The organism is Tepidimonas fonticaldi (assembly GCF_001675355.1).
Taxonomy (GTDB): Bacteria; Pseudomonadota; Gammaproteobacteria; order Burkholderiales; family Burkholderiaceae_C; genus Tepidimonas; species Tepidimonas fonticaldi.
This window is the reverse complement of record NZ_LZDH01000056.1, coordinates 244876-270812: the sequence shown is the minus strand read 5'-3', so window position 1 is coordinate 270812 and position 25937 is coordinate 244876. Positions and strand designations below refer to the sequence as shown.

General features: G+C 68.4%; 25 protein-coding genes. 12 read left to right on the top strand and 13 right to left on the bottom strand.

Features of this window, described 5'->3' with window-relative positions:
• Position 1: 1 nt before the first annotated feature.
• The 6 genes from urtD to A9O67_RS07010 form a co-directional block, all read right to left on the bottom strand.
• Positions 2-877, bottom strand: a complete 876-nt coding sequence (gene urtD / locus A9O67_RS07035) for an urea ABC transporter ATP-binding protein UrtD (protein ID WP_068608780.1) — start codon at positions 875-877, stop codon at positions 2-4.
• Positions 874-2019, bottom strand: a complete 1146-nt coding sequence (urtC, locus tag A9O67_RS07030; RefSeq protein ID WP_068608778.1) for an urea ABC transporter permease subunit UrtC — start codon at positions 2017-2019, stop codon at positions 874-876. Before urtC ends, urtD begins: the two co-directional genes overlap by 4 nt.
• 29 nt (positions 2020-2048) lie before the next feature.
• Entirely contained in the window at positions 2049-3668 is a 1620-nt protein-coding gene (gene urtB / locus A9O67_RS07025) for an urea ABC transporter permease subunit UrtB (RefSeq protein WP_082955435.1), read from the bottom strand.
• 14 nt (positions 3669-3682) lie between these two features.
• Positions 3683-4960, bottom strand: coding sequence for an urea ABC transporter substrate-binding protein (gene urtA, locus A9O67_RS07020; protein ID WP_068609826.1), 1278 nt, complete (start codon positions 4958-4960; stop codon positions 3683-3685).
• 156 nt (positions 4961-5116) lie between these two features.
• Positions 5117-6094, bottom strand: a complete 978-nt coding sequence (locus A9O67_RS07015) for a response regulator transcription factor (RefSeq protein ID WP_231960254.1) — start codon at positions 6092-6094, stop codon at positions 5117-5119.
• Positions 6095-6107: 13 nt separating this feature from the next.
• Complete coding sequence (locus A9O67_RS07010) at positions 6108-9665, bottom strand: ATP-binding protein (protein ID WP_082955433.1); 3558 nt, start codon at positions 9663-9665, stop codon at positions 6108-6110.
• A gap of 75 nt (positions 9666-9740) precedes the next feature.
• Between A9O67_RS07010 and A9O67_RS07005 the strand changes: the two genes are divergently transcribed.
• From A9O67_RS07005 to A9O67_RS06950, 12 genes are read left to right on the top strand one after another with little or no spacing between them, the layout of a single operon-like run.
• Entirely contained in the window at positions 9741-10043 is a 303-nt protein-coding gene (locus tag A9O67_RS07005) for an urease subunit gamma (protein ID WP_068608773.1), read from the top strand.
• 20 nt (positions 10044-10063) lie between these two features.
• Positions 10064-10243, top strand: coding sequence for a hypothetical protein (locus A9O67_RS07000; protein ID WP_068608771.1), 180 nt, complete (start codon positions 10064-10066; stop codon positions 10241-10243).
• A 10-nt stretch (positions 10244-10253) separates the two neighbouring features.
• Entirely contained in the window at positions 10254-10559 is a 306-nt protein-coding gene (locus tag A9O67_RS06995) for an urease subunit beta (protein ID WP_068608770.1), read from the top strand.
• Entirely contained in the window at positions 10559-12304 is a 1746-nt protein-coding gene (gene ureC / locus A9O67_RS06990) for an urease subunit alpha (RefSeq protein ID WP_068608768.1), read from the top strand. Before A9O67_RS06995 ends, ureC begins: the two co-directional genes overlap by 1 nt.
• 8 nt (positions 12305-12312) lie before the next feature.
• A complete protein-coding gene (gene ureE / locus A9O67_RS06985; protein WP_068608766.1) occupies positions 12313-12840 on the top strand; it encodes an urease accessory protein UreE in 528 nt (175 codons plus the stop codon).
• Positions 12837-13547, top strand: a complete 711-nt coding sequence (locus A9O67_RS06980; RefSeq protein ID WP_231960253.1) for an urease accessory protein UreF — start codon at positions 12837-12839, stop codon at positions 13545-13547. Before ureE ends, A9O67_RS06980 begins: the two co-directional genes overlap by 4 nt.
• Positions 13544-14221, top strand: coding sequence for an urease accessory protein UreG (gene ureG, locus A9O67_RS06975; protein ID WP_068608764.1), 678 nt, complete (start codon positions 13544-13546; stop codon positions 14219-14221). Before A9O67_RS06980 ends, ureG begins: the two co-directional genes overlap by 4 nt.
• 38 nt (positions 14222-14259) lie before the next feature.
• Positions 14260-15144: a prepilin peptidase gene (locus tag A9O67_RS06970; RefSeq protein ID WP_068608762.1), complete on the top strand. Its 885-nt coding sequence runs from the start codon at positions 14260-14262 to the stop codon at positions 15142-15144.
• Complete coding sequence (gene coaE, locus A9O67_RS06965; RefSeq protein ID WP_068608760.1) at positions 15144-15749, top strand: dephospho-CoA kinase; 606 nt, start codon at positions 15144-15146, stop codon at positions 15747-15749. The genes A9O67_RS06970 and coaE overlap by 1 nt, the downstream gene beginning before the upstream one ends.
• 7 nt (positions 15750-15756) lie before the next feature.
• Positions 15757-16515 carry a cell division protein ZapD gene (zapD, locus tag A9O67_RS06960; RefSeq protein WP_068608757.1) on the top strand — a complete coding sequence of 253 codons (759 nt, stop codon included), beginning with the start codon at positions 15757-15759 and terminating at the stop codon, positions 16513-16515.
• Positions 16515-16739, top strand: coding sequence for a DNA gyrase inhibitor YacG (locus tag A9O67_RS06955; RefSeq protein ID WP_156682275.1), 225 nt, complete (start codon positions 16515-16517; stop codon positions 16737-16739). The genes zapD and A9O67_RS06955 overlap by 1 nt, the downstream gene beginning before the upstream one ends.
• A gap of 16 nt (positions 16740-16755) precedes the next feature.
• Complete coding sequence (locus tag A9O67_RS06950; RefSeq protein ID WP_068608755.1) at positions 16756-17709, top strand: bile acid:sodium symporter; 954 nt, start codon at positions 16756-16758, stop codon at positions 17707-17709.
• A gap of 5 nt (positions 17710-17714) precedes the next feature.
• On the opposite strand, the gene A9O67_RS06945 is transcribed toward A9O67_RS06950, so the two are convergent.
• From A9O67_RS06945 to A9O67_RS06915, 7 genes are all read right to left on the bottom strand, one after another.
• The gene (locus tag A9O67_RS06945) at positions 17715-18206 is read right to left on the bottom strand and encodes an NUDIX domain-containing protein (protein WP_068608753.1); all 492 of its coding nucleotides are present in this window, start codon (positions 18204-18206) and stop codon (positions 17715-17717) included.
• Entirely contained in the window at positions 18203-19081 is an 879-nt protein-coding gene (locus tag A9O67_RS06940) for an ATP-binding protein (protein ID WP_068608751.1), read from the bottom strand. The genes A9O67_RS06945 and A9O67_RS06940 overlap by 4 nt, the downstream gene beginning before the upstream one ends.
• Before the next feature lie 13 nt (positions 19082-19094).
• Positions 19095-20330: a bifunctional glutamate N-acetyltransferase/amino-acid acetyltransferase ArgJ gene (gene argJ, locus A9O67_RS06935; protein WP_068608749.1), complete on the bottom strand. Its 1236-nt coding sequence runs from the start codon at positions 20328-20330 to the stop codon at positions 19095-19097.
• Positions 20331-20412: 82 nt separating this feature from the next.
• Positions 20413-22218 (bottom strand): methyl-accepting chemotaxis protein, encoded by a 1806-nt coding sequence (locus A9O67_RS06930; RefSeq protein WP_082955432.1) that lies wholly within the window; start codon positions 22216-22218, stop codon positions 20413-20415.
• Between the two features lie 130 nt (positions 22219-22348).
• Positions 22349-25105: a preprotein translocase subunit SecA gene (secA, locus tag A9O67_RS06925; RefSeq protein WP_068608747.1), complete on the bottom strand. Its 2757-nt coding sequence runs from the start codon at positions 25103-25105 to the stop codon at positions 22349-22351.
• Between the two features lie 165 nt (positions 25106-25270).
• Entirely contained in the window at positions 25271-25570 is a 300-nt protein-coding gene (locus A9O67_RS06920) for a DciA family protein (RefSeq protein ID WP_068608745.1), read from the bottom strand.
• 34 nt (positions 25571-25604) lie between these two features.
• Complete coding sequence (locus tag A9O67_RS06915) at positions 25605-25904, bottom strand: hypothetical protein (RefSeq protein ID WP_143969558.1); 300 nt, start codon at positions 25902-25904, stop codon at positions 25605-25607.
• Positions 25905-25937: the final 33 nt, after the last annotated feature.

Genomic DNA, 25937 nt, shown 5'->3' with positions numbered 1-25937 from the left:
CTCATCTTCCCAGATAAACCTCGATCACCCGCTCATCGGCCTGCACCTGGTCGAGCGTGCCTTCGGCCAGCACGGAGCCGTCACACAGCACCGTCACCTTTTCACTGATGGCGCGAATGAAGTGCATGTCGTGCTCCACCACCATGAGGCTGTGCCGGCCCTTGAGGCGCAGGAACAGTTCGGCGGTGCGCTCGGTTTCCTCGTCGGTCATCCCCGCAACAGGCTCATCCAGCAACAGAAGCTTGGGCTCCTGCATCAGCAGCATGCCGATTTCCAGCCATTGCTTCTGGCCGTGGCTCAGATCGCCGGCACGGCGCGTCAATGCGTCGCTCAGGTGGATGGTGTGCAGCACCTCCGCCAAACGGTCTTTTTGCTCGCCTGTGAGAGAGAAGCGCAGGCTGGACCACACGCGTTTGTCGGCAGCCAGCGCCAACTCCAAGTTCTCGAAGACGCTCAGCTCCTCGAACACGGTGGGTTTTTGGAACTTGCGACCGATACCCAGCGCGGCTATTTCGGGCTCGCTGTAGTGCAGCAAATCGATGGTCGAGCCAAAGAACACGGTGCCGCGGTCGGGCCGCGTCTTGCCAGTGATGATGTCCATCATCGTGGTCTTGCCCGCGCCGTTGGGGCCGATGATGCAGCGCAGCTCGCCTGGGGCGATGTCGAGGTTCAGTCCGTTGATGGCCTTGAAACCATCGAAACTGACGTGCACGTCCTCCAGGTACAAAATACGGCCGTGGGTCGTGTCCACTTCGCCGGTCTTTACGGGACGGGCGAATGGGGCACTGCGGCCACCCGCCTCGGTCTGACCGGTGGCGGGTATACCGTGCGCGCGTGCCAGGCGCTGCGCGCCCGCTTCCATGAGGTCCGGGGTCATGCGACGCCTCCCGCCTGGCCACGCATGCGCTGCAGCACCGTCCGTGCCACCCCGACCAACCCCTGCGGCATGAACAGCGTCACCGCAATGAACAAGCCGCCCAGAAAATACAGCCAGTACTCCGGGAAGTGCACCGTCAGCACGCTTTTGGCACCGTTGACGACGAACGCGCCAATGATCGGTCCGATCAGGCTGGCCCGCCCGCCCACAGCGGTCCAAATGGCGATCTCGATGCTGTTGGCAGGACTCATCTCGCTGGGGTTGATGATGCCCACCTGCGGGACGTACAACGCCCCAGCCACAGCGCACATCACCGCCGAAATCACCCAGATGGTCAGTTTGTAGGGCAAGGGGTCGTAGCCGCAGAACATGACTCGGCTTTCGGCATCACGAATCGCTTGCAGCACCCGGCCGAATTTGGAGCGCACCAGCCAGCTTGCCCACAGATAAAAGACCAGCAGGGTCAGCCCGGTGATGACGAACAACACCATGCGCGTTTCGGGGGTAGCCAGGGGCACGCCCAGAATGCGTTTGAAATCGGTAAAGCCATTGTTGCCGCCCAAGCCGGTTTCGTTACGGAAGAACAGCAGCATGGCCGCAAAGGTCAGCGCCTGGGTGATGATGGAAAAGTACACCCCTTTGATGCGTGACCTGAAGGCAAAGTAACCAAACGCAAACGCCAGCCCCCCCGGCACCAGCACGATCAGCAACAGCGTGGCGGCGAAACTGTCGCTCAGCGCCCAGTGCCAGGGCAGCGCCTTCCAGTCCAAAAACACCATGAAGTCGGGCAGCTCGCTGCCATACACACCGTCGGTGCCGATCTGTCGCATCAGGTACATGCCCATCACATAGCCGCCGAGCGCAAAGAACAGACCGTGCCCCAGGCTCAGAATGCCGGTGTAGCCCCAGATCAAATCCATGGCCAGGGCGCAAATGGCGTAACACATGATCTTGCCCAACAAACCGATCATGTAGTCGCTCAAATGCCAGGGGCTGTCAACCGGCACCCACAGATTGAGCACCGGGGCCAGCGCACAAACCCCTAGCAGCGCCGCAATGACCGCCCCCCAACCAGAGCGCGTCAGCAGCGGTCCCTTGGCGGGCCAGAGGACGATCGGTGTTGTGGTCGTCGTTGCAGTCATGGGTGGATTCCGTGTATTCCAAGGACAACTCAAGCCTGCCGCCCTTTGAGGGCGAAGATGCCCTGCGGCCGTTTCTGGATGAACACGATGATGAACACCAGCACCGCGATCTTGGCCAATACCGCACCGGCCCAGCCTTCGATGAACTTGTTGAGCAACCCCAGCCCCAGCGCGGCATACACGGTGCCTGCGAGTTGCCCGACGCCGCCGAGCACCACCACCATGAAGCTGTCGATGATGTAGCTTTGTCCCAAATCCGGCCCCACGTTGCCGACCTGACTCAGCGCCACGCCCGCCAGGCCCGCGATGCCAGACCCCAGCGCAAAGGCGTAGGTGTCGACACGCGCCGTGTTGACCCCCATGCAAGCCGCGATCGGCCGGTTTTGCGTCACGCCACGCACGAACAGGCCCAGCCGCGTTCGACCGATGAGCAGCGCTACGGCCACCAACACCGCCAACGCGAAGCCGATGATCACAATCCGGTTCCAGGGCAGTGTGAGATCCCCCATCACCACCACACCTCCGCTCATCCAGCCGGGGCTTTCCACCGCCACGTTTTGAGCGCCAAACACACTGCGCACCCCTTGCATGAGAATGAGACTGAGCCCCCAGGTCGCCAGCAACGTCTCCAGCGGACGGCCGTAGAGCCATCGAATGACGCCCCGCTCCATCACCGCGCCCACCAGCGCCGCAGCCAAAAACGCCACAGGCAGGGCCGCGAGCAAATACCACTCGAATGCGCCCGGCAAGTACTGCCTGAAGAGCCCCTGCACCACGTAAGTGGCGTAGGCGCCAATCATGATCAGCTCGCCGTGGGCCATGTTGATCACACCCATCAACCCATAGGTGATGGCCAGACCCAGGGCCGCCAGCAGCAGGATGGAGCCCAGGCTCACCCCCGTGAACAACTGCCCAACGACCTGGGCGCGAATCAAAGCCCGGTCCACCTGAGCCAGCGCTTGCGCCAGCGCGGCCTTGACGGCGGGGTCGGACTCCTGTTCCTGGCGCTGCGCCAGCCTGGCCCGCACGCTGTCCTGCCCCACATGCGCCAGGGTCTGAACAGCCGTCACGCGTTGCGCGGCATCGCCGCCCTCCAACCACAAAGCGGCGCGGGCCTCCTCCACGGCACGCCGGGCCCGACCATCCAGACGCGAAACATTTTGGGAAGCCAACGCGTTCTCGATCCAGGGCATGACCGACGCGTCCGGCTGGGCGATCAGGCTGTCCCGCAAGCGCAGCGCTGCCTCGCGCTGCCGCCTTGCGTCATCACCCAGCAGATCCAAGCCCGCCAGCGCGCGCTCCAACGCCCCCCGCAGGCGGTTGTTGACCATCGCGCTGGTGGCACCCTCGGCCGAGGCGGGGGCGCCCGTCACCGCGTCGATGGCGGTCTCCCCCTCCACAATGAGCACCTGCTCGCCACGCACCATCACCGCCTCGCGGGCCATGGCCCGAATCAGGGCCTCGGCCTGCGGGTCGCCGGACGTGGCCAGCCGGCCCATGACTGCGATGCGATCGGCGGTCTCGCCCTCGGCCAGGGTGAGTGCCTCCTGCGGCGTGAGCGCTCGCGCGGCGCCCGCCCATACCCACATCAGGCCCAGCCACAACACCCACAACCGGCGGCCCGCCGCCCACACGCGACGCAAACGCATCGTGACACTCCTGCTCAGGCGGACTTTTGCGGGGTGTCGGGCTTCTTGTCGTTGCCTTCGATGAAGGGACTCCAGGGCTGCGCACGCACCGGGCCTTTGGTCTTCCAGACGACGTTGAACTGGCCGTCGGCGCGCACCTCGCCGATGAACACCGGCTTGTGCAGGTGGTGATTCTTCTCGTCCATCTTGGCCTCGAATCCGTTCGGTGCCTTGAAGGTCTGACCGCGCATCGCCACACGCACCTTGTCCACATCGGTGGACTTCGCCTTTTCCACGGCCTGCTTCCACATATGAATGCCGATGTAGGTGGCCTCCATGGGGTCATTGGTCAGCGGCCGATCCTTGTGGCCAGGGATGTTTTTGGCCTTGGCGTACGCGGCCCACTTCTTGGTGAACTCGTCGTTGACCGGGTTTTTCAGGCTCATGAAGTAGTTCCACGCCGCCAGATGACCGACCAGCGGGCGGGTATCTACGCCGCGCAGTTCTTCCTCGCCCACGCTGAAGGCCACCACTGGCACGTCAGTGGCCTTGAGGCCTTGGTTGCCCAGCTCCCGGTAGAAGGGCACGTTGGAGTCGCCGTTGATGGTGGAGACCACGGCCGTTTTCTTGCCCTGCGACGAGAACTGCTTGATGCGGGCGATGATGGACTGGTAGTCGCTGTGGCCGAAGGGCGTGTATTCCTCCATGATGTCGCTGTCGGGGATGCCCTTGGACTTCAGGAACGCGCGCAAGATCTTGTTGGTCGTGCGCGGGTAGACGTAGTCGGTGCCGAGCAGCACGAAACGCTTGGCCGAACCCCCGTCGGCGCTCATCAGGTATTCCACCGCCGGAATCGCCTGCTGGTTGGGAGCCGCACCGGTGTAGAACACGTTGGGGCTCATTTCTTCGCCCTCGTACTGCACCGGATAGAACAGCAGACCGTTGAGCTCTTCGAACACCGGCAGCACCGATTTGCGGCTGACCGACGTCCAGCAGCCGAAAACCGCGGCCACTTTGTCTTTGGTCAGCAACTGGCGGGCGCGCTCGGCAAACAGCGGCCAGTTGGAGGCGGGGTCCACCACCACGGCTTCGAGCTTGCGCCCCAGCACGCCGCCCTTGGCGTTGATTTCTTCGACCGCCATCAGCACCGTGTCCTTCAGCACGGTTTCGGAAATCGCCATGGTGCCCGACAGGCTGTGCAACACCCCCACTTTGATGGGCGTGTTGGCGCGGGCGGGCCAAGCGGCCAGACTGCCCAGGGTGCCGACGGCCGCTGCGGCCGAAAGGGCTTTGAGGGTGGAACGACGTTTCATCATGGCAGGGCTCCAGTCGAGGTCAAGACGGTCAAGGTCAAACGAGCAATCCGACCGCGACACCACCGGTTGGACCAGCGCATCACGGACGGTTTGATGCTAGGGTTTGCCCTGATGACTGTCTGTACGCCGGGTGGCGTATGAGCCTCCGGCATGTCAGCCTGCCGCACGCTCGCTCAGGGAGGGCACACGCTGCAAGGCCATGGCTGCGGCAGCGGTTCGGGTTTCCACGCCGAGCTTGGCATGGATGCGCTCCAGGTGCTTTTTCACCGTCGCCGGACTCGCGCCCAGGATGTCGCCAATGTCACGATTGGTCTTGCCTTTGGCCACCCAGTACAGCACTTCGGCCTCGCGCGCCGTCAGGCCAAAGGTTTGCATCAGCCCCTGTAGGGCGCTGGCGTCCGAGGTTTCCTGCATCACGATCAGCCACTCGCCGCCCTCCCCGTTGGGGGCGGCGTCGGCCGGATCGCCCACGGCACGGTGCAAGCGAAACGTCAACCGCCGCGGGCCGTGGCTCAAGGTCAGGCGGGGCGGCTCCACGGGGGCAGTAGCGCCCTGCCGGACATCGGGCACGTGGCGACGCAACCATTGCAGCACGGGCTCGGGCGTCTCGGGCGCCTGGGTGCCGCAATAGCGCCACAAAAGCTCCCGGGCCAGCGGGGTCTGCCACATCAAGCGGCCATCGCGTTCCCGCACCGTCATGGTGGCATAGCCAAAGGCATCCAGAGCGTTGCGCGCCTGCTCTTGCTCCAACTCCCCACGACGCACCTGCCGCGCCGTGCGCAAATGCACCCCCATGCGGGCGATCACCTCTTGGGGTTTGACCGGCTTGGTCACGTAGTCCACCCCGCCCGCGTCCAGCGCCTGCAGCAGGTGCTCGGTCTCGGTCAACCCGGTCATGAAGATAATGGGAATGTGCGCCGTCTGCGGATCGGCCTTCAGGCGTCTGGCCACCTCGAAGCCATCCATGCCGGGCATGATGGCATCGAGCAGCACCACATCGGGCTGGGCCTGCCGCGCACGGGCGAGGGCGGCTTCGCCATCCAGGGCCACCAGAACCGTGTGCCCGGTTTCGTCCAGCGTGTCGTGCAAAACGGCCAAGTTTTCCGGCGCATCGTCCACGATCAGGACCACCGGGGGAACGTCTTCAATCTCGTGAGGGTTCCAACGCACCAAGCGCCTCCTGCAAGACCTGTTCAATCTGTTCAAACCGGAATTCACGTGCCCACACACGCAAGCGATCACCTGCGGGTCCGGGACACAGCTCGTCGAGGCAACGCACGAGGCCCCGGTAGTGGCCCAGCCGGGCAGATGCGATCAAGCCGCGCAAATCGGTCGCCGACAACGCACGCAAATCCGCCCAGCACGCTTCGTCGGACGAAGGCATATTGACGCTCTGGGCCGCGGTGGGCGCCGCGGCAGACGGCAGCCACGTCAATTCGAGCCGACGGGCCAGCCAGCGCAGCAAGTCGTCGCGCCGCACGGGCTTGACGAAAAAGTCCTCGGCACGCAGGCCAATCGGGTTGTCCAGCCCTTTGTCAAAGGCATTGGCGGACACAATGGCCCATGCCGGGGCCGGCCAGCCCTGCCCTTGCGCCAGGGAACGGATACGCGCCAGCGCCTGCCAGCCGTCCATGCCGGGCATGGCCAGGTCCATGAACACCGCATCGGGGCGCAGCCCGGCCTCCAGCAGGGCCAGGGCTTGTTCGCCACAGGCAGCCAAGTGCACCTCGAAGCCCAATGGGGCCAGCCAGCGTTGCAGCAATTGCCGGTCGTCTTCCTCGTTGTCCACGACCAGCAGGCAACGCCGCGGCCCGGCGTAGCCGTCCACCTGCAGCGGGCGGGCATCGGCCATCGCGAGCGCCTCGCCGTGCCATTCCGGCAGAAACAGACGCAGCCGGAACACACTGCCGCGCCCCGGTGTGCTGTCAACGGTCATTTCGCCCCCCATGAGGTCGGCCAGCATCCGGGCGATGGTCAATCCCAGCCCGGCGCCATGGGCGCCCGGCTGAGCCGCGGCCAATCCCCGGGCAAACGGCTCGAACACCCGCTCCCGCTCGGCCGCAGTCATGCCAGGCCCGGTATCGCAGACCTCGAACACCGCCATCTCGCGCACATACCGCACCCGCAAGGTCACGCCACCACGCACCGTGAACTTGACCGCATTGCCCAACAGGTTGATGAGGATCTGACGCAGCCGCCGGTCGTCGGCCCGCACGGCCTGAGGCCAGCGAGCAGGCGACTCGAAAGCAAACGACAGCCCTTTGGCCTTGGCCTGCAGCTCGAACATGCCGGCCACATCCTGCAACAGGGCCTTGAGGTCCAGCGGCCTGACGTCGAGGGTCAGGCGGCCCGCCTCGATACGGGCAATATCGAGCGTGCCTTCGATCAGCGACAGCAGATGCTCGCCACTGCGCAGGATGACCTGTACCGCATGGGCGCGATGGGGCGGCAGCGCAGCATCCTGCTGCAGGAGCTGGGCATAGCCCAGAATGCTGTTGAGCGGGGTGCGCAGCTCGTGGCTGATGGTGCTGACATAGCGCGTCTTGGCCTGGCTGGCCTGGTCGGCCTGTTCACGGGCCCGCTCGGCGGCCTGCTTGGCCTGCTGCAGGGCGGCGTCGGTGCGGCGGTGGGATTCGATCTCCTCCATCAGCAGCCGGGTTTGCCGGTTGGATTCCTCCTGCGCCACCTCGCGGCTCTTGTGCGCCAGCACCAGCCACCAGGCCACCACTGCCGCCACCATCAGCAAAGCCGCATACACCTTGATGAATCCGGCCTGCAAGGCCGCCAGTGCTTCCTCCCCCGCCGGCAAGGCCTCGGCCGACAGCAGCCGGTGCCACTCGTGGCGGTACAGCACGGCCAGCACCGCCGCCAGCACCGGCGCGATCACCAGCATCAGCAGCAGAAAATGCCCCAAACCGGCATCGACCCGAGGCCACCAGCGTGGCGGTAACAAACGGTGCAGCACCTGCTCCCACTGACGCGAGAGGCGTGCATGGGGTTTGCACGCGTCGGCACAGCGGGCGTCGAGCGTGCAGCACAGCGAGCAAATGTCGCCCTGATAAGCTGGACAGTGCGCCATGTCCGGCGCTTCGTAAGCCGACTCGCAGACCACACAATGCTTGAGCGGTGCCAGGGCCACGTAGCGGCCATCGAGCCCGACGTCGGAGTGATCGCGATTGGCGGGCTCGGGCTGGCGGGCCAGGTAGTAGCGGCCGCGGGTGGCCCAGGCAATCAAGGGCGCGGTCAAAAATGCCGTCACCATGGCCACCACCGCCGAGAACGCCTGTGCCATCGGCCCCATCAGGCCCAAATGCGCGGCCATGCCCAGCGCCGACGCCAGCGTCATGGCCCCCACCCCCACGGGGTTGACGTCGTACAGATACGCCCGCTTGAACTCGATGCCACGCGGCGACCAGCCCAAAGGCTTGTTGATGACGAGATCGGCCACCACCGCCATGATCCACGCGATGGCGATGTTGGCATACAGGCCCAGCACATCGCCCAGGGCCTCGAACACGTTCATCTCCATGAGCATGAAGGCGATGGCCGTGTTGAACACCACCCACACCACCCGGCCTGGGTGATGGTGGGTCAGCCGGGAGAAAAAATTGCTCCACGCCAAGGAGCCTGCGTAAGCATTGGTGACGTTGATCTTGAGCTGCGACACCACCACGAACAGCGCCGTGGCCGCCACGGCCCAGCCGTGGGGCAACAGGTATTCGTAAGCGGCCAGGTACATCTGGTTCGGGTCCACCGCACGTTCGGCGCCCCCACCGTGGCTGAGCACCAGATGGGCCAGCAACACACCGCCCAGCATTTTCAGCACGCCAATCACCACCCAGCCGGGGCCGCCGGCCACCACGCCCAGCCACCAGCGCCCCCGGGTGCGCTGGGTGGGCGGAGGCATGAAGCGCAAATAGTCGGCCTGCTCCCCCATCTGGGTGATCAGTGCCACCCCCACCGTCAGCGCCGCCCCAAACAAGTGCCACTGAAATGCACCGCCTTCGCCATCCGCCCCAGCATAGTGCGCCACCGCGGAAAACGCCTCCGGGTCCAGCCACGCCACGGCGACGAACGGCACGACCATCATCACCAGCCACAGGGGCTGCGTCCAGACCTGAAAGCGGCTGATGACCGACACCCCGTGCGTGACCAGCGGAATCACCACCAGGGCGCAGATCAGGTAGCCCCAAGCGGGCGGTATACCCAGCGCCAACTCCAGCGCATAGGCCATCACCGCGGCTTCGAGCGCGAAAAAGATGAAGGTAAACGACGCATAGATGAGCGAGGTGATGGTGGACCCGATGTAACCGAACCCGGCACCGCGCGTCAGCAGGTCCATGTCCACGCCATAGCGGGCGGCGTAGACACTGATGGGCAATCCCGCCAAGAAAATGATCAACCCGGTGACCACGATGGCCCAAAAGGCGTTCAGAAACCCATACTGCACCAGCAACGTGGCCCCCACCGCCTCCAGGATGAGAAACGAGGCCACGCCAAACGCCGTGTTGGCCACCCGCCACTCCGACCATTTGCGAAACCGCTGCGGGGTGAAGCGCAGGGCGTAGTCTTCCAGCGTCTCGCTGGCCACCCAGCTGTTGTAATCCCTCCGCACCTTGACGATGCGCTGGACAGGAACGGCATGTTCGACGGCTTCGGGCTTCACGCCTGCTCCGGGTGCAGCTTTCGTGCCATGCGCCATCCAGCGTATGGCGACCCGCCTCAGTCAACGGGCATGCTTTCCCCACCAAGGCACGCATATTGCAAGAGCCAGCGCATGGAACTCTCCCCCCGCGACAAAGACAAGCTGCTCATCTTCACCGCCGCGCTGCTGGCCGAGCGTCGGCGCGCGCGCGGGCTCAAGCTCAACTACCCCGAGGCGGTGGCCCTGATCAGCGCCTATGTGATGGAAGGGGCCCGCGACGGCAAGACGGTGGCCGAGCTCATGAGCGAAGGCCGCACCGTGCTCAGCCGCACCGACGTCATGGAGGGCGTGCCGGAGATGCTCGCCGACATCCAGGTCGAGGCGACCTTCCCCGACGGCACCAAGCTCGTCACCGTGCACCAGCCCATCGTCTGAACCGCTCCAGGAGCCCCGATATGCCCTTCACCGCCAAGCTCCCCCGCCTGCTCGCCCCGGCCCTGACCTGGCTGACCCACGCGGCCCATGCACACGAGGGCCACGGCCTGCCCGGCGCCCACTGGCACGCCACCGACGTGCTGGGCTTCGTGGGTCTGGCCGCGGCCATCGGTGCGGTCATCTGGTTCACCCGCAAATGAGGGAGCGCCCATGATCCCCGGCGAGCTTTTCATCGACGCGGGCGAGCACCCGCTCAACCCCGGGCGGCGCACCGTCACCGTGGTGGTGGTCAACACGGCCGACCGCCCCATCCAGGTCGGCTCGCACTACCACTTTGCCGAAACCAATGCCGCGCTGTCGTTCGACCGCGCCGCCGCGCGCGGCATGCGTCTGAACATCGCCAGCGGCACTGCGGTGCGCTTCGAGCCCGGCCAGCAGCGCACCGTCGAACTGGTGGACTACGCTGGCGCCCGCGCCGTGTACGGCTTTCGCGGCCTGGTGCAAGGAGCGTTGTGATGGCCAGCATTTCCCGCCGCGCCTATGCCGAGATGTTCGGCCCCACCGTGGGCGACCGGGTGCGCCTGGGTGACACCGCCCTGGTCATCGAAGTCGAGCGCGACCACACCCTGCAAGCCGGCGGCTATGGGGAGGAGGTCAAGTTCGGTGGCGGCAAGACCATCCGCGACGGCATGGGCCAGAGCCAGCGCAGCCGCGCCCAGGGCGCGGTCGATCTGGTCATCACCAACGCCCTCATCGTGGACCACTGGGGCATCGTCAAGGCCGACATCGGCGTCAAGGACAGCCGCATCGTCGGCATCGGCAAGGCCGGCAACCCCGACGTGCAGCCGGGCGTGGACATCGTCATCGGCCCGGGCACCGAAATCCTGGCCGGCGAAGGCCTGATCGTCACCGCCGGCGGCTACGACAGCCACATCCACTTCATCTGCCCGCAGCAGATCGAAGAGGCGCTCATGTCCGGCATCACCACCATGACGGGCGGCGGCACGGGCCCCGCCACCGGCACCAACGCCACCACCTGCACGCCAGGGCCGTGGCACATCGAGCGCATGCTGCAGGCGGCGGATGCCTTCCCCATGAACCTGGGTTTTTTGGGCAAGGGCAACGCCAGCCAGCCGCAGGGGCTGATGGAGCAGGTGGAGGCCGGCGCCATCGGAATGAAGCTGCACGAGGACTGGGGCACCACCCCGGCCGCCATCGACGCCTGCCTGGACGTGGCGGAGCAGACCGACACCCAGATCTGCATCCACACCGACACGCTCAACGAAAGCGGCTTCGTGGAGGACTCCATCGCCGCCTTCAAGGGCCGCACCATCCACACCTTCCACTGCGAAGGCGCGGGCGGCGGCCACGCGCCCGACATCCTCAAGGTGGTGGGCGAAGCCAATGTGCTGCCCTCCTCCACCAACCCCACGCGGCCCTACACCGTCAACACGCTGGAAGAGCACGTGGACATGCTGATGGTGTGCCACCACCTGGACGCCTCCATCGCCGAGGACCTGGCCTTTGCCGAAAGCCGCATCCGCAAGGAAACCATCGCCGCCGAGGACATCCTGCACGACCTGGGCGCCATCAGCATCATGAGCAGCGACAGCCAGGCCATGGGCCGGGTGGGCGAGGTCATCTGCCGCACCTGGCAGACCGCGCACAAGATGAAGGTGCAGCGCGGCTGGCTGCCCCCCACGCCGGGCCGCGACGAGCCGGTGGAGCAAAACGACCGCAACGACAACTTCCGCGTCAAGCGCTACATCGCCAAATACACCCTCAACCCCGCCATTGCGCACGGCGTCAGCCACATCGTCGGCTCGGTGGAGGTGGGCAAATGGGCCGACCTGGTGCTATGGAAGCCGGCTTTCTTCGGCATCAAGCCCGCGCTCGTCCTCAAGGGCGGCATGATCGCCGCCGCCGCCATGGGCGACCCCAACGCCTCCATCCCCACGCCGCAGCCGGTGCACTACCGGCCGATGTTTGGCAGCTTCGGCGGAGCCCTGCACAAAACGTCGCTGACCTTCGTGTCCCAGGCCGGGCTGGCCGCGGGCATCGGCCAGCGCTACGGCCTGCAGAAACCGCTGGTGGCCGTGCAGGGCTGCCGCACCATCGGCAAGCGCGACATGGTGCTCAACGACTACGCGCCGCGCATGGACATCGACCCGCAGACCTACGCCGTGCGCGCCGACGGGGTGCTGCTGACCTGCGAGCCCGCCGCCGAGCTGCCGCTGGCCCAGCGCTATTGCCTGTTCTGAACGCCGCCATGTTGACCGCCGCCCGCCTCATCCCCCGTGGCCAGGGCCTGGCCCCCGCCCTGCTCGACCGCAGCGCCTGGATCAGCCTGGACTGGGATCAGCGCCAGAAAAGCCGCTTCGACTGCGACGACTCGCACGGGCGCCGGGTGGGGGTGTTTCTGGCACCCGGCACGGTGCTGCGCGGCGGGGATGTGCTGCTCACCGAGGACGGGGCGCTGCTGCGCGTGCAGGCGGCCGCCCAGCCCGTCCTGCGCGTGACCCCATGCCCCGAACACGGCACCCCGCTGGACCTGCTGCGCGCGGCCTACCACCTGGGCAACCGGCATGTGCCGCTGGAGGTGCAAGCCGATCACCTGAAGCTCGAACCCGACCCGGTGCTGGCCGACATGCTGCGGCAGATGCACCTGATCGTGACCAAAACACGGGAGCCGTTCGAACCCGAAGCCGGGGCCTATGCCGCTCACTCCCATGGGCATCGCCACGGGCATTCCCACGAACACACCCACGGCCACCCGCACAACCTGCCCCCGCCGTGAGCACCCCGCCCGTGGCCGCCTCATCGACCCTTTTGCCCCTGCTCTGGCTGGCCTCGCCCGCCCTGCCGGTGGGCGCTTTCTCGTATTCCGAGGGGCTGGAAGCGGCGGTGGAGGCCGGCTGGGTGCATGACGAGGCCAGCGCCGGCGACTGGATCGAGGATCAATTGCACCTGAGCCTCGCCCGCGCCGATCTGCCCGCCACGGCCCGCGCCTGGTCCGCCGCGCGCGCGGGGGATGCGGCCGCCCTGCGGGCACTGGACGACTGGGTGCGGCACAGCCGCGAGACCGCCGAGCTGCGGCTGCAAACCGAACAGATCGGCCACGGGCTGTGGGCCTGGTTGGACAGCCTGGATGCGCGCCCGGCCGGCTGGTGGCCCCACCCCACGCCCCCGACCCAGCCGGTCGCCCTGGGGATGGCCCTGGCCGTGCAGGCCCATCCCGACACGCCGCTTGCGGATGCGCTGGCGGCCATCGCCTTCGGGTGGGCGGAAAACGCCGTGCAGGCGGCCATCAAAGCCGTTCCCCTGGGCCAGGCCGCCGGCCAGCGCATCCTGCGCCGGCTCGTCCAGCAGATCCCAGCCGCCGTCGACGACGCGTGCCGCCGCAGCCACGACGCCGACCCACTGGCCCTGCAGGCCTATACCCCCGGGCTGGGCGTGCTGTCCAGCCGCCACGAAGCCCAGTACTCGCGCCTCTTCCGCTCATGAACGCCCCCCTCGTCCCCCCCGCTGCCGCCCTGCACCACATCCCCGGCCGCACCAAACGGCTGCCCCCGCTGCGCGTCGGCATCGGCGGGCCGGTCGGCTCCGGCAAAACCACGCTGCTGGAGATGCTGTGCAAGGCGATGCGCAACCGCTGGGACCTCGTCGCCATCACCAACGACATCTACACCAAGGAAGACCAACGCCTGCTCACCCTCAGCGGCGCGCTGCCACCGGAGCGCATCCTCGGCGTGGAGACCGGCGGCTGCCCGCACACCGCCATCCGCGAGGACTGCTCCATCAACCTGGAGGCCATCGACCGCATGCTGCGCCAGTTCCCCAACGCCGACATCGTGTTCGTCGAAAGCGGCGGCGACAACCTGGCCGCCACCTTCAGCCCGGAGCTGTCCGACCTGACGATTTACGTGATCGACGTCGCCGCCGGCGAAAAAATTCCCCGCAAAGGCGGCCCCGGCATCACCAAGAGCGACTTGTTCGTCATCAACAAGACCGACCTCGCCCCCCACGTCGGCGCCAACCTGGACGTGATGGCCGCCGACACCGCCCGCATGCGGCCCGACCCGCAGCGCCGTCCCTGGGTGATGACCAACCTCAAGACCCTGCAAGGCGTGGACGAGGTGGTGGCGTTCATCGAACGGCGCGGGCTGCTCACCGCCTGAGCGCAGGGCTGGACTTCCGCAGCCACTACACTGCGGACATGGCCACCACCTACTTTGCCACCCTGCCAGAGCCATGGGGCTGGGTCGTCTCTGCCGTGCTGGGGCTCATCGTCGGCAGCTTCCTCAACGTCGTGATCCACCGCCTGCCGCGCATGCTGGAGCGCCGCTGGGCGGCCGAATGCGCCGCGCTGCAAGCGCCCGCCGCAGGCGGCACCGGGGATGCGGCCGCCCCAGCCCCGGAACGCTACGACCTGCTGGCGCCGCGCTCGCACTGCCCGGCGTGCCACACCCCCATCCGCTGGTACCACAACATTCCGGTACTGAGCTGGCTGGCGCTGCGCGGCCGTTGTGCGGCGTGCGCAGCGCCTATCTCCTGGCGGTACCCGCTGGTCGAGGGGCTGACCGGTCTGGCCTTCGCCCTGGTGTTTGCCCGCCACGGGGCCGGCGCGGCCACCGTCGCGTGGTGGGGTTTCATGGCGGCCGTGCTGGCCCTGGCCTTCATCGACTGGGACACGACGCTGCTGCCGGACGACATCACGCTGCCGCTGGTCTGGGCCGGTCTGATCGCCGCGGCCACCGGCCTGAGCGGCGTTGCGCTGCCCGATGCGCTGTGGGGCGCCGTTGCCGGCTATCTGTCGCTGTGGAGCGTCTACTGGGCATTCAAGCTGCTTACCGGCAAGGAGGGCATGGGCTACGGTGACTTCAAACTGCTGGCCGCGCTGGGAGCGTGGCTGGGCTGGTCCGCGCTGATCCCGCTGGTGCTGGTGGCCTCGGCCCTGGGCGCCGTCGTCGGGCTGCTCATGAAGGCTTCCAACGCCCTGCGCGAAGGCCGCTACGTGCCCTTCGGGCCCTTTCTGGCCTTTGGCGGTCTGCTGGTGTGGGGGGTGGGGCCGCAGCGCCTGCTGGGCGCGCTGGGGTTGTGATGGGCACGCCCCTGCGCATCGGGCTGACCGGCGGCATCGGCAGCGGCAAAAGCACGGTCGCGGCCATGCTCGCCGCGCTGGGCGCGACCGTGGTGGATGCGGACGCCATCTCCCGCGCCAGCACCGCGCCGGGCGGCGCCGCGATCGAGCCGATCCGGCAGGCCTTCGGCGATGCCTTCATCACGCCTGCGGGTGCGCTGGACCGCGACCGCATGCGCGCGCGGGTGTTCAGCGACGCCGACGCCAAGGCGCGGCTGGAGGCCATCGTCCACCCCCTGGTGCGGGCCGAGATCGACCGCCGCATCGCCGCCTGCACGGCCGACGCCATCGTGCTGGACCTGCCGCTGCTGGTGGAGTCGGCGGCATGGCGGCAGCGCTGCGACCGGGTGTGGGTGGTCGACTGCACGCCGCAGACGCAAATCCGCCGCGTCATGGCCCGCAACGGCTGGCCGCGTGAGCAGGTGCTGGCCGTGCTCGCCCAGCAGGCCAGCCGGGCCCAACGGCTGGCCGCGGCCGACGTGGTGATCGACAACGACGACGTCGATCTGGACACCCTGCGCGAGCGCGTGCGGCGCGCGTGGGAAGCGCGGGGATTGCCGCTATGATGCCCGCGTGATCCTGTACGAATACCCCTTCAACGAGCGCATCCGCACCTATCTGCGTCTGGAGCACCTGCTGCGGCGGCTCGCCGAACTGGTGGCGCGCACGCACCCGCTGGATCACCACTACGCGATCCAGACGCTGTTCGAGATCGTGGACGTCGGCGCCCGCGCCGACCTCAAAACCGAGATCCTGAAAGACCTGGAGCGCCACAAGCAGATCTTCAACGGCTATCGGGGCAACCCCGCCATCTCGGAGGCGGCGCTGGACCAGTTCATCGCCCGCATCGACACCTGCTATGCGGCCCTGCGCGACGACGAGGGCAAGGCGGGCCATTCGCTAGCCGGCATCGAGTGGCTGACGGCCATACGCAACCGCATCGCCATCCCCGGCGGCACCTGCGAGTTCGACCTGCCCGCCTACCACGACTGGCAACACCGTCCGGTCGAGCAGCGGCAGGCCGACCTGGCCCGCTGGGCGGGCGAGATCGCCTGCCTGGCCGAGCCCGTGCATCTGCTGCTGCGGCTGCTGCGCGAATCGGGTCTGGCGCAAAAGGTCTACGCCACGCACGGCCAATACCAGCAAAGCCTGCCGCAAAGCCGCACCTTCCAATTGCTGCGCGTGTGGCTGGACCCCGCGCTGCAGTTGATTCCCGAAATCAGCGGCAACCGGCTGCTGTTTTCGGTGCGGCTGCTGCGGCGCACCGACGACGGACGGCTGGAGCACGCCGCCGACGCCGAGGCCGAGTTCGAAGTCCACCTGTGTGCCTGATGCCGGCCAGCGCCCCGATGACGCAGCCCTTTGCCGCCCGCACCGTCACCTGCCCTGCCTGCGGGGGACCGTCGCGCTACGCACCCGACAACCCCTGGCGCCCCTTTTGCAGCGAGCGCTGCAAGCAACTGGACCTGGGCGCCTGGGCCAGCGAGCGCTTTCGCGTGCCCGACCCGACACCCCCCGATCCGGGCGAGCTGTCCGACGGCCGCCTCCCCTCGTGATCGCGCGGGCCGCGCCGTGAACCGCCTCACCCTCGAACGCCGGCAGGTTGGGATCTATGCGGCGGCCATCGCGGCGGGCCTGTTCACCGGCGGCGCCTGGCCCGACACCGCCCCCGTGCTGGAGGCGTGCCTGTGGCCCACGCTGGCACTGCTGCTGTATGTGACCTTCGTGCAGGTGCCGCTGTGGCACGTGCGCGATGCGTTTCGCGACCACCGCTTCATCGCGGCGATGCTGGTGGGCAACTTCGTCGTCTTGCCGGTGGTCGTGGCGGTGCTGCTCGCGGGGCTGCCGCCCGACCCCGCGGTGCGCCTGGGCGTGGCGATGGTGCTGCTCGTGCCCTGCACCGACTGGTTCATCACCTTCAGCCAACTGGGCGGGGCCAATGTCGCACGCGCCATCGCGACCACCCCCATCAACCTGCTGCTCCAACTGGCGCTGCTGCCGGTGTATTTGTGGTTGCTGCTGGATGCGCAGCCCCTCGTCGGGTGGGGATTGACGGACATCGCGCCCGCCCTGGGCGTCGTGGCCGTGGCCCTGCTGCTGGCGGCCGCGTCGGAGCGCTGGATCGAAGCCCGGCCGCCCACCCGGCATGCGTGGCGGAAACGGCTGGTGTGGTGGCCGGTTCCGCTGCTGGCCGTGGTGGTGTTTTTGATTGCGGGTGTCCAGGCCCATGCGGCCTGGGACGCTTTCGGCTCGCTGGCCGGGGTCGTCCCCGTCTTCGTCGTCTTTCTGCTGCTGAGCGGGGCCATCGCCAAGGTGCTGGCCCGCCTGATGCGACTGCCGCGCGATCAGGGCCGAACGCTCGCCTTCAGTCTGGGCACACGCAACTCCTTCGTCGTGCTGCCGTTCGCCCTCGCCCTGCCCCCGGGGTGGGAGGTGGTCGCCCTGATCATCGTCCTGCAATCGCTGGTGGAGCTGGTGGGGATGGTGTTCTACCTGTGGTGGATTCCCCGCCACCTGTTCCGGTGAACGGATCAGGCGTTGGCCTGAGCGGTCTCGGGGCCACCCTCTTGCGCCATCCAGCGCAGCAGCGGCCACGTGCCGGGCAGCACCGGCGTCACCGTCACCGGCAGCGTCTGCCAGGCAAACGCCTGCCCCTCGTGCATCTGCAGCTCGCCGCGCCAGTCGAACACGCGGCAGACGTGCAGCCGCACGCGCGCGTGCGGGTAGTCGGCCTCCAGCACGCGCCACGGGTGCGCCGACCCGATCGTCACGCCGATCTCTTCCTGCAGCTCGCGGCGCAGCGCCTGCTCCACCGTCTCGCCCGGCTCTACCTTGCCGCCGGGGAACTCCCAGTGCCCGGCGTAGGCCTTGCCGGGTGGGCGCGTGGTCAGCAGAAAGCGCCCGTCGCGGTCGAACAGCACGCCGACCGCCACGTCCACCACCGGGCGCGGGCCGGGCGCGCGCGGCCGGTCGGCATCGACCACCAGCACCTCGTCCGGCGCCGGCGCGGCGGGCGCGGTCATGCCCCCTCCGTTGGCGTGCGACCCGCCCAGTCGCGCGCGAACTGGTAGGCCACGCGCCCGCTGCGCGCGCCGCGCTCCAGCGCCCACACCAGCGCGGCGCGGCGCGCCTCGTCCCACTGCGCCTCGGGCACCCCGTAGGCGGCGAGCCACTGCCGCACCACGGCCAGGTATTCGTCCTGGCTGAACGGGTAAAAGCTCACCCACAGGCCGAAGCGCTCCGACAGCGAGACCTTCTCCTCCACCGCCTCGCCCGGGTGCAGTTCGCCGTCGTCGCCGTAGGTGGCGGCGAGGTTGTCGCGCATCTTCTCCGGCAGCAGGTGGCGGCGGTTGCTGGTGGCGCAGATCAGCACGTTGGGGCTGGCGGCGGCCACCGAGCCGTCGAGGATCGACTTCAGCGCCTTGTAGCCCGGCTCGCCCTCCTCGAAGCTCAGGTCGTCGCAGAAGACGAGGAAGCGCTCCGGCCGCGGCGCCACCACCTCGACGATGTCGGGCAGGTCGGTGAGGTCGGCCTTGTCCACCTCGATCAGGCGCAGGCCCTCCCCGGCGTAGGCGTTCAGACAGGCCTTGATCAGCGAGCTCTTGCCGGTGCCGCGCGCACCGGTCAGCAGCACGTTGTTGGCCGGCAGCCCGCGCACGAAGCGCTCCAGGTTGCGCTGCACCTTGGCCTTCTGGTCGTCGATGGCCTGCAGGTCGTCCAGCCGGATCGCGGCCACGTGCCGCACCGGCTCCAGCACGCCGTGCGCCCCGCGCTTGCGGTAGCGGAACGCCACCGAGGCACTCCAATCGGGGGCGCAGAGCGGCTGCGGCAGGATGGCCTCGATGCGGTCGATCAGCGCCTCGGCGCGCGCCAGCAACCGTTCGAATCGTTCGTTCATCGGCTCAAGGGGCTCAGCTGCGGTAGTCGGCGTTGATGCTGACGTAGTCGTGGCTCAGGTCGCACGTCCACACGGTCTCCGCGGCCGTGCCGCGCCCGAGGTCCACGCGCACGGTGATCTCGCTTTGCTTCATCACGCGCTGGCCGTCCTCCTCGCGGTAGGCCGGGTGACGCCCGCCGCGGGTGACCACGTGCACGTCGTCCAGGAACAGCTCGATGCGCCCCTGGTCCAGGTCCTCGATGCCGGCGTAGCCCACCGCCGCCAGGATGCGGCCGAGGTTGGGGTCGCTGGCGTAGAAGGCGGTCTTGACCAGCGGCGAGTGCGCGATGGCGTAGGCGGCCTTCAGGCATTCCTCGGCGTCGCGCCCGCCCTCCACGCGCACGGTGATGAACTTGGTCGCCCCCTCGCCGTCGCGCACGATGGCGTGCGCCAGCTCGCGCGCGACGTCCGTGACCGCCGCCTGCAGGGCCTGGCCGGCGGGACTGTCCAGCGACGTGATGCGCGGCAGGGCCGCGCGCCCGGTGGCCATCACGATGAAGGAATCGTTGGTGGAGGTGTCGCCATCGACCGTGATGCGGTTGAACGAGCCGTCGGCGGCGCGGCGGGCCAGCTCCCCGATCAGCTCCGGGGCCACCGGCGCGTCGGTGGCCACGAAGCCCAGCATCGTCGCCATGTTCGGCCGGATCATGCCGGCGCCCTTGGCAATGCCGGTCACCGTCACCGGCACGCCGTCGATCGTGACGCGCCGGCTGGCGGCCTTCGGCACGGTGTCGGTGGTCATGATGCCTTCGGCGGCGCGCAGCCAGTGCGCGCCATCGTCCGCCGCGTCGGCCAGCGCCGCCGGCAGCCCCGCCACGATGCGCTCGACCGGCAACGGCTCCATGATGACGCCGGTGGAAAACGGCAACACCTGCTGCGGCGCCACGCCGAGCCGCTGCGCCAGCGCGATGCAGACCGCGCGCGCGTCGATCAGACCCTGTTCGCCGGTGCCGGCGTTGGCGCAGCCGGTGTTGACCACCAGCGCGCGGATGCCCTGCCCCGCAGCCAGGTGCTCGCGGCAGACCTGCACCGGCGCGGCGCAGTAGCGGTTGCGGGTGAAGACGCCGCCCACCGCGCTGCCTTCGTCGAGCAGCATGACGGTGAGATCCTTGCGGTTGGGCTTGCGCACGTGCGCCTCGGCCACGCCCAGGCGCAGGCCGGGCACGGGCAACAGGTCAGCAGCGCCCGGGGGTGTGTACTGTACAGCCATGCCTCTATCGTAGCCGATGGCGTAGCGGCCCCCGCCCCGGACCCCCGCCCCGGACCCCCGCAGCGGTCAGGTGGTCAGGTGGTCAGAAGGTTTCCCAATCGCCATCGTCGGCCTTGGCCGACGCGCTGCCCGTCGCGGCGGGCGGCAAGGGGGCGGCGGCCGGGGTGGAACGCGGTTTGGACGCCCCCGCCGGCGCAGCCACCCGAGCGGGCGACGGCTTGGGGGCTGCGGGCGCGAGCGCGGGCCGGGACGCCGGGCGCGTCGGCGCGGGGATGTGCTGGGCCGCCGGCTCCACGCGGGCCGGGGACGCCTCGACCAACCGGCCGGGCCCGCCGTCGCCCGCCCCGGTGCGGAACTGCGACACCACGCGCAACAGGCTGTCGGCCTGCTGGCGCAGGCTTTGTGCGGCGGCGGCGGACTGCTCGACCAGCGCTGCATTCTGTTGGGTGGCCTGGTCCAACTGGCCCACTGCGGCGTTGACCTGCCCGATCCCTTCGCTTTGCTCGTTGGCTGCGGCGGCCACCTCGCCAATCATGTCCGCCACCCGCTGGATGCCCTGGACGATCTGCTCCATCGTCTGGCCCGCGTGCTGCACCTGCGTGCCCCCTTGCTGCACCCGGGCCACGCTGTCTTCGATGAGCGACTTGATCTCCTTGGCCGCCTGGGCGCTGCGCTGGGCCAGCTGGCGCACCTCGCCCGCCACCACGGCAAAACCGCGGCCCGCCTCGCCCGCGCGGGCCGCTTCGACCGCCGCGTTCAGCGCCAGGATGTTGGTCTGGAAAGCAATGCCATCGATGACGTTGGTGATGTCCGCAATCTTGCGGCTGGCGGTCTCGATCCCCTGCATCGACCGGGTCACTTCCTGCACCGCCTGCCCCCCTTCGCGGGCGGTCTGCGCCGCCTGACTGGCCAGTTGGTTGGCGGTGCGGGCCGCCTCGGCGCTGTGGCGCACGGCTTCGGTCAGCTCCTCCATGCTGGAGGCGGTTTGCTCCAGGCTCGACGCGGCGCTTTCGGTGCGTGCGGACAGGTCCTGGTTGCCGGCGGCGATTTCGGCGGCGCCGTGGTCCACACTGGTCGCCGCCTGGCGGATGCGCGCGACCGCCTCGACCAGCGCGGCCTGCATGCGCGACAGAGCCTGCAGCAGGCGGCCCACCTCGTCGCTGGAGCGGGCCTGGATGGGCCGGGTCAAATCCCCCTGCGCCACGGCTTCGGCCAGGGCCACCGCCTCATGCAGAGGCCGGGTGATGCTGCGCACGATGCCCACGGCCAGCAGCGCCCCCACCGCCAGCGCCGCGGCGATCACCGCCAGCACCGCATACTCGGTGACGCGCTCAGCGGCTTCCACATCGTCCCGGGCTTGCTTGGCCTCCTGCTGCAGCCCGCGGGCCAGCGCCCCGACCGCCTGGGTGTAGGCCTCCCCCTTTTGCTGAACCTGCGGAATCAGCCGCTCGATGGCGGGCAGGTCCTCGGACTCGATCGCGCGGGAGAGCTGATCACGCAGCGCCAGATAGTCATCGTGGACCTTGCCCGCCTGTTCGAATGCCGCCACCTGCCCGGTCTGGCGGATCTGGCGGCTCAAGGTTTCCTGCAGATCGTTGACGCGCTCGTGCGACTTCTCGATGTTGGCCTGGACGGCCCGCTTGAGCTCGGGATTCTGCACCCCGAAGCGGGCGATGATGACCTGACGCTGGTTCTGGACATCGGCCAACTGGCCCCACTCGGTCGCGGTGACGGCCAGTTCGTTCGCCCGCTCCGCCTGCGCGGTCTTGGGCGCCACCAGCCAGGCGCTGGTGCCCAGCAACACCCCCGCCGTGATGAGCATCCCCAGGGCCATCACGCCGACGGCCAACGCCAGCCGCACCCCGATCGTCAAGTTCTGCAAACGCATCACATGGCCTCCCGATTGCTCGCGGTTCCGTCAGGAGTGTAACGCGGGACGGTGGGCGCGCAAGACCGCGTATTCCCTACTCCACCCCGTATGTCCGGGGTGCGCGTCGCCCAAGGCCCACAGATGCCGGTCAGCTCAACCGCCCATGGCAGTGCTTGTACTTCTTGCCGCTGCCGCAAGGGCACGGGTCGTTGCGGCCCACGCGCGGCAGGGCGGCGCCCCCCGCCTTGTTGAGCAGCCCCTGATCGGCGGTGGTTTCGGCCTCGCCGGTTTCGGTGGGTGCGGTGTAAGTGACATTGCTCAGGCGCTCGGCGTCCTGCTCCAGGCGCTCGGCGGCGTCGCTCACCTGCTCGGGCGATTGCACCTTCACATTCATCAGCACGCGCGTGACTTCGTTGCGCACGCCATCGAGCATCTGCGCAAAGAGCTGGAACGCCTCGCGCTTGTACTCCTGCTTGGGCTGCTTCTGCGCATAGCCGCGCAGGTGGATGCCCTGGCGCAGGTAGTCCAGCGCGCTCAAGTGGTCGCGCCAGTGGCTGTCCAGGGTTTGCAGCAGCACCACCCGCTCGAAGGGGGTGAACGCCGCGCGGCCCGCGAGCGCCACCTTGGCCTCGTAGGCGGCGTGGCCCGCCTCGACGACCCGGCGCACGATGTCCTCGTCGTCCATGGCCTCGGCGCGCTCCAGCTCGCCGACCAGATCGACGGCCAGCCCGTACTCCTCGGCCAGGGCCTGTTGCAGGCCGGGCACGTCCCACTGTTCCTCCACGCTGCCGGCCGGCACGTACTGGCGGACCAGATCGGTCAAGCAGCCCTCGCGCAGCGCCGCGACCTGCGCCGACAGGTCCTCGGCATCGAGGATGTCGTTGCGCTGCTGGTAGATGACCTTGCGCTGGTCGTTGGCGACGTCGTCGTACTCCAGCAACTGCTTGCGGATGTCGAAGTTGCGCGCCTCGACCTTGCGCTGCGCGCTCTCGATGGAGCGGGTGACGATGCCGGCTTCGATGGCCTCGCCTTCCGGCATCTTGAGGCGGTCCATGATGGCGCGCACCCGGTCGCCGGCGAAGATGCGCATCAGCGGATCGTCCAGGCTCAGGTAGAAGCGGCTGGAACCCGGGTCGCCCTGACGGCCGGCACGGCCGCGCAACTGGTTGTCGATGCGGCGGCTTTCGTGCCGCTCGGTACCGATGATGCGCAGGCCGCCCAGGGCCTTGACCTTCTCGTGGTCGGCCTGCCACTGCGAGCGCAACGCCTCGATGCGTTGGGCGCGCGTGGCCTCGTCGAGGGACGCATCGGCCTCGACGGCGGCGATCATCTTTTCCAGGTTGCCGCCCAGCACGATGTCGGTGCCGCGGCCGGCCATGTTGGTGGCGATGGTGATCGCGCCGGGGCGGCCGGCCTGGGCGATGATCTCGGCCTCGCGCGCGTGCTGCTTGGCGTTGAGCACTTCGTGCGGCAGCCCCTCGCGCTGCAGCAGTTGGGAGATGACCTCGGAATTCTCGATCGACGAGGTGCCCACCAGCACGGGCTGGCCGCGCTCGTGGCAGTCGCGAATGTCGGCGATGACGGCCCGGTACTTCTCGGCGGTGGTCTTGTAGACGCGGTCCTGCTCGTCGCGGCGCTGGCTGGGCCGGTTGGGCGGGATGACCACCGTTTCCAGTCCGTAGATCTCTTGGAACTCGTACGCCTCGGTGTCGGCCGTGCCGGTCATGCCGGCCAGCTTGCTGTACAGGCGGAAGTAGTTCTGGAACGTGATCGAGGCCAGCGTCTGGTTCTCGGGCTGGATGGCCACGCCCTCCTTGGCCTCCACCGCCTGGTGCAGGCCGTCGCTCCAGCGCCGCCCCACCATCAGGCGGCCGGTGAACTCGTCGACGATGACGATCTCGCCGTTTTGCACCACGTAATGCTGGTCGCGGTGGTACAGGTGCTGGGCCTTGAGCGCCGTCACCAGGTGATGCAGCAGGGTGATGTTGGCCGGGTCGTACAGCGACGCGCCCTCGGGCAGCAGACCGGCGCGCGCCAGCAGTTGCTCGGCGTGCTCGTGCCCTTGCTCGGTCAGGTGGATCTGGTGCGACTTTTCGTCGAGCGTGAAGTCACCGGGCTTGATCACCCCCTCGCCCGTGCGGGGGTCGGCCTCCCCCTCCTGCCGGGTCAGGGCCGGCACCAGCGTCTTGATGCGCTGGTACAGCTCCGTATGGTCTTCGGCCTGGCCGCTGATGATGAGCGGCGTGCGCGCCTCGTCGATCAGGATGGAGTCCACCTCGTCGACGATGGCGTAGTTCAGGCCGCGCTGCACCCGGTCGCGCGCCTCGTACACCATGTTGTCGCGCAGGTAATCGAAGCCGTATTCGTTGTTGGTGCCGTAGGTGATGTCGGCGGCGTAGGCGGCCTGCTTCTGCTCGCGCGGCATCTGGGGCAGGTTGACCCCCACGCTCAGGCCCAGCCACTGGTAGAGCTTGCCCATCCACTGGGCATCGCGGCTGGCCAGGTAGTCGTTGACGGTGACGACGTGCACGCCCTTGCCGGTCAGGGCGTTGAGGTACACCGGCAGCGTGGCCGTCAGCGTCTTGCCCTCGCCGGTGCGCATCTCGGCGATCTTGCCCTGGTGCAGCGCGATGCCGCCCATCAGCTGCACGTCGAAGTGGCGCATCTTCATGACGCGCTTGCTGGCCTCGCGCACCGTGGCAAACGCCTCGGGCAGCAGGGCGTCGAGCGACTCGCCGTTGGCCAGCCGCTGGCGGAACTCGGCCGTTTTGGCCTGCAACTGCTCGTCGCTCAGCGCGGCGAACGTCGGCTCCAGCGCATTGATGCGCGCCACCGTTTTGCGGTAACCCTTGAGCAGCCGATCGTTGCGGCTGCCGAAAATCTTGGTCAGGAACGGGATGGCCATACAAACCCCGCCGCGCGACCGCCCGGGGGCAGGCGCGGCTCAAGCAATTCTCGGATCGCTCCGCCAGCGGCGAAGCGCCATGACGCGCAGCCCGGGGGCTTGCGCACCCGGGACCGACAGTGCGGGCATTGTAGCCCCGCCTGCCCGGGGCTACCGGACGGGCACTCAGGACGCCTCGCGCCCCTGCACCCGCACCTGCAGGGTCTGCACCTCGCCGCCTGCGGAGCGGGCCGCCGCCAGCAACACCGGCGCGAGCTGCCGCACCTTGGCCGCCACCGACGGGTTGGCTGCGAGCAGGCACCACACCCCATCCTCCAACGGCCCGGCGGTCACCCGCTCGCGCAGCAGGGGGGGCAAATGCACGGCCACCCGCTGGAGCAGCCGCCGCGACACCCAGGCGCGCTCGGCCACATCGGCCAGCACGGGGTTGGCACGCACGGCCTGCTGCAGCGTCAACACGGACATGGATGGCCCCTCTCGCCGGCAGCGCTCACCCGCTTCACTGCGGTGCCTGGCCCACGGCGTCGCGCAGGCATTTCTGCGTGAAACTGGTCTTGGCCGCGCCGGCCAGCTTCTTTTCTGCCGCCCGGGCGTCGCAGGCGGTCTGGGCGTCTTGTTCGCACTTTTTCAGGAACGACGTCTTGGCGGCGCCCGCCAGCTTCTTCTGGGCCGCGGCCGCGTGGCAGGTGGGGCCTGCGCCATCGGCCGCAGTGGCGGCCCAGGCCGGGCTGGCCGCCAGGGCCAGCGCCGTGGCGCCGGTGATCAAACCCGTGGCGAGACGAAGGGACAGAATGCGCATGGGACGACTCCAGACGGTTGGGGCCGACACCCT